6 protein-coding genes are annotated in these 2,545 nt (G+C 42.8%); 2 read left to right on the top strand and 4 right to left on the bottom strand.

The annotated features are described in order from the left end of the window. Together TDIS_RS10520 and TDIS_RS10515 are read right to left on the bottom strand one after the other, a co-directional pair. Window positions 1-257, bottom strand: a 257-nt coding sequence (locus TDIS_RS10520) for a type II toxin-antitoxin system PemK/MazF family toxin (protein ID WP_068671846.1), incomplete at its 3' end; no start/stop codon positions are given. Beyond that, entirely contained in the window at window positions 242-442 is a 201-nt protein-coding gene (locus TDIS_RS10515; protein WP_068671845.1) for a hypothetical protein, read from the bottom strand. The genes TDIS_RS10520 and TDIS_RS10515, both read right to left, overlap by 16 nt. A 431-nt stretch (window positions 443-873) precedes the next feature. Between TDIS_RS10515 and TDIS_RS10510 the strand changes: the two genes are divergently transcribed. Together TDIS_RS10510 and TDIS_RS11605 are read left to right on the top strand one after the other, a co-directional pair. Continuing rightward, a complete protein-coding gene (locus TDIS_RS10510; RefSeq protein ID WP_068671844.1) occupies window positions 874-1,077 on the top strand; it encodes a hypothetical protein in 204 nt (67 codons plus the stop codon). A gap of 3 nt (window positions 1,078-1,080) precedes the next feature. Further along, entirely contained in the window at window positions 1,081-1,347 is a 267-nt protein-coding gene (locus TDIS_RS11605; RefSeq protein WP_068671843.1) for a type II toxin-antitoxin system RelE family toxin, read from the top strand. A gap of 186 nt (window positions 1,348-1,533) precedes the next feature. Here the strand turns inward: TDIS_RS11605 and TDIS_RS11600 are convergent, their stop codons facing one another. Both TDIS_RS11600 and TDIS_RS11210 read right to left on the bottom strand, forming a co-directional pair. Continuing rightward, complete coding sequence (locus TDIS_RS11600) at window positions 1,534-1,698, bottom strand: helix-turn-helix transcriptional regulator (RefSeq protein WP_084271087.1); 165 nt, start codon at window positions 1,696-1,698, stop codon at window positions 1,534-1,536. A 2-nt stretch (window positions 1,699-1,700) separates the two neighbouring features. Then, a partial coding sequence (locus TDIS_RS11210) for a hypothetical protein (protein ID WP_161939525.1) occupies window positions 1,701-2,545 on the bottom strand: 845 nt, incomplete at its 5' end.

Here is a 2,545-nt window from a genome sequence, read left to right as displayed (position 1 = left end):
AAAATTATACTTCCATCTGCTGTAAAAATCTTATTTGGTCTTACATTGCTCTCCTGCCTAAGACTTCCTTCTTCAAAATCTTCCTCTGTAATTACAATAGTATATTCATCTTTTACTTTTTTGCTCGTTATTTGGCACAAGATTAGATCTTCTCCCTTTAAATTACTTATAACCAAAGCCGGTCGTCTTTTTGCACCAGTTAAGTCCGAAAAAGGGAAAGGAATTACTACTATGTCACCCTTTATAAATCTTTCCATGCTTCATCTTCCTCAGGTAAAAGCCAATCTTTAGCCAAACTTTTTTCGCTTAAAAATAAAGTTTCATTTTTCTCAATTTTTAATTTCAAAAATTCAATAAAATCAATCACCTCTTTCCAACAAAATGAAGGTAATTGCTTTAATTTTTCCAGAATAATCTTTTCATATTCTGTTTGTGCTTGCATAATCTGCCTCTTCTGTTTTTGATTTTATCACTTTTTTCTCCACGTCCAAAAATTAGTGGCCCGGCAAGTTCGCCGGGTCCACCAAAGAGATGGTCAATCTATCAAAAAGGCCCACCTTTAAAGTATACCCAGACTCCTAGCTCTGAGCAAAAATTATCATTTTTCTAACATTACGAAGGGCTTCCCATCGCCCTTCTTGAGGGTCTAAGCTACGGGCTTCCGGTTCTCGTAAGTGACATTCCGCAGCATCGAGAGCTTCCCCTTCCTGATTTCGCTATTTTCGGAAAGGAGATGTGGCTAACCTGGCGCAAGCGATGGAAAGTAGCGGGAGTACCACTGGGACCACGTAGCCGAACGGACCCTTGAGGTGTCTCGGAGGGCTTGAAATATGTCATATAAAGGGAAAAATGGAATAAAAAAGGGGGAGAAAAATGGAAACTATAATCTTAAGAGTAAAACCTGGAGCTAAGCCCTACCTTGAATGGTTATTGAAGCACTTTAGAGACGAAGTAGAGATTATTTCATGGAAAGATTTTGAAGAGTTGGAAGAAAAAGGATTAATTAAGGCGATAGAAGAAGGAGATCGGGGTGAATTTGTTGATGAAGAGGAGGTTATGCAAGCTTTAAGGGAGTAGATAGTGCAAGTTCTTTATGAGAGATCTTTTTTGAGAGATATTAAGAATATTAGAGATAACATTATAAAACGGGAGCTTGAAAATTTAATTTTTGAAATAAAAAAGGCGAATTCTATTCTAGATATTAGGGGAATTAGAAAACTTAAGGGACATAAAAATTATTATCGCCTAAAAATTAAGAATTATCGGGTAGGGGTCAAGCTGGAGGGAAATAAAATAATTTTCATAAGAGTGCTTCCACGGAGAGATATTTACAGATATTTTCCTTAGAAACTTGTATTTTAGTAGCTAAGGTTTGTAAGACTCATTCTTCAGCACCGGGAACTTCCCTTGCCGAATTCTCGGTATTTCCGGAAAGGGGACGTGGGGGCATTTTGCCCGAGGAGCGCAGGGGGTATCTGGATCTTCTCCGGCGGGACTACAACCGAGACTACATAGCGGAGAGATCCAATTAAATTAATAACTTACTTCTGAGATTTTTGATCCCAGCTTCCGGATCAGGTCTGCTTTAGAGGAGACACCTAGTTTGCGGTATACTCGCTGAAGATATGTTTTTACCGAAGATTCCGAAATTTTAAGGATGGTGGCGATTTCTCGTATATTTTTGCCTGCAAGGGCCATTTTTAGGATTTCCCATCTCGGTGAGAGAAGAGTTCCCGCGGGGCCCCCAAGGCTCGACAGGCCTCAATGAGCTTTTTCTCCCTAAAGTCCTCGTGGACATGAGGGGACTTCTTGTGGAACCTTCGGCCAGCGGTTTGGAGGAAGTAGAAGGCCAGAAGGCCGATCCCCAGGACGATGTTCTCGCCTATACTCATGATAAACGGCCATTTCTCGGTGTAAAGGACCGGTAAGCCCACCACTAGACCCAAACACATGCAGCTCGCCCCCAGGCTGAAGCGCCGCACCACGTCCCCGCCCCGTATAAATAGTCCAAGACAAAAGACGTCCATGAATCCAGCCGTGGTCTGTACGGCATACATGGCAAGATTGCTGGTTAGCCGGTTGAAGTCGTGGAGAAAGGCCACCGCAAAGGTTCCCATGCCCACGGCTACCACTAGGGGATAATCTTTCTTCCGGTGAAAAAGAAAGGCCGAAATCAGGACCGCCACAATATAGAAAATTAGTTCTACTCCACGGAAGTAGAGGTTTTTCATGTAGGTCGGCATGAGGCAAACGTAAAACATTCCAGTTAGAAGATAAAATAGAAAAATAATAGGAAGATACTTCACGAGATCTCCCAAGGGTTCCTTTCTCTGGGGATGATACCGGGCTGGAATCTGAGAAAGGAGCAGAAACCCAATGAGAGGAAATAGAACGCTGTAAGGAGGATTTATCTGCAAAGTTGCGCCCATGAACACGTTTCCCAGGACCAGGCCTAGGGCCGAAGCCATCACTGGATCGCGGGTAGAACGTAGCAGACATCCTATGCGAACAATGAGGAAGGCCGAAGCGATGCCGATGATTGTAA

Source organism: Thermosulfurimonas dismutans (assembly GCF_001652585.1).
Classification (GTDB): Bacteria; Desulfobacterota; Thermodesulfobacteria; order Thermodesulfobacteriales; family Thermodesulfobacteriaceae; genus Thermosulfurimonas; species Thermosulfurimonas dismutans.
This window is presented reverse-complemented; position numbering and strand designations above follow the sequence as displayed.

Excerpts from the sequence above, each read along its gene's own strand:
- TDIS_RS10515 (WP_068671845.1), bottom strand. The coding sequence starts at position 442 with ATGCAAGCACAAACAGAATATGAAAAGATTATTCTGGAAAAATTAAAG.
- TDIS_RS11600 (WP_084271087.1), bottom strand. The coding sequence starts at position 1,698 with ATGGCCCTTGCAGGCAAAAATATACGAGAAATCGCCACCATCCTTAAA.
- TDIS_RS10510 (WP_068671844.1), top strand. The coding sequence starts at position 874 with ATGGAAACTATAATCTTAAGAGTAAAACCTGGAGCTAAGCCCTACCTT.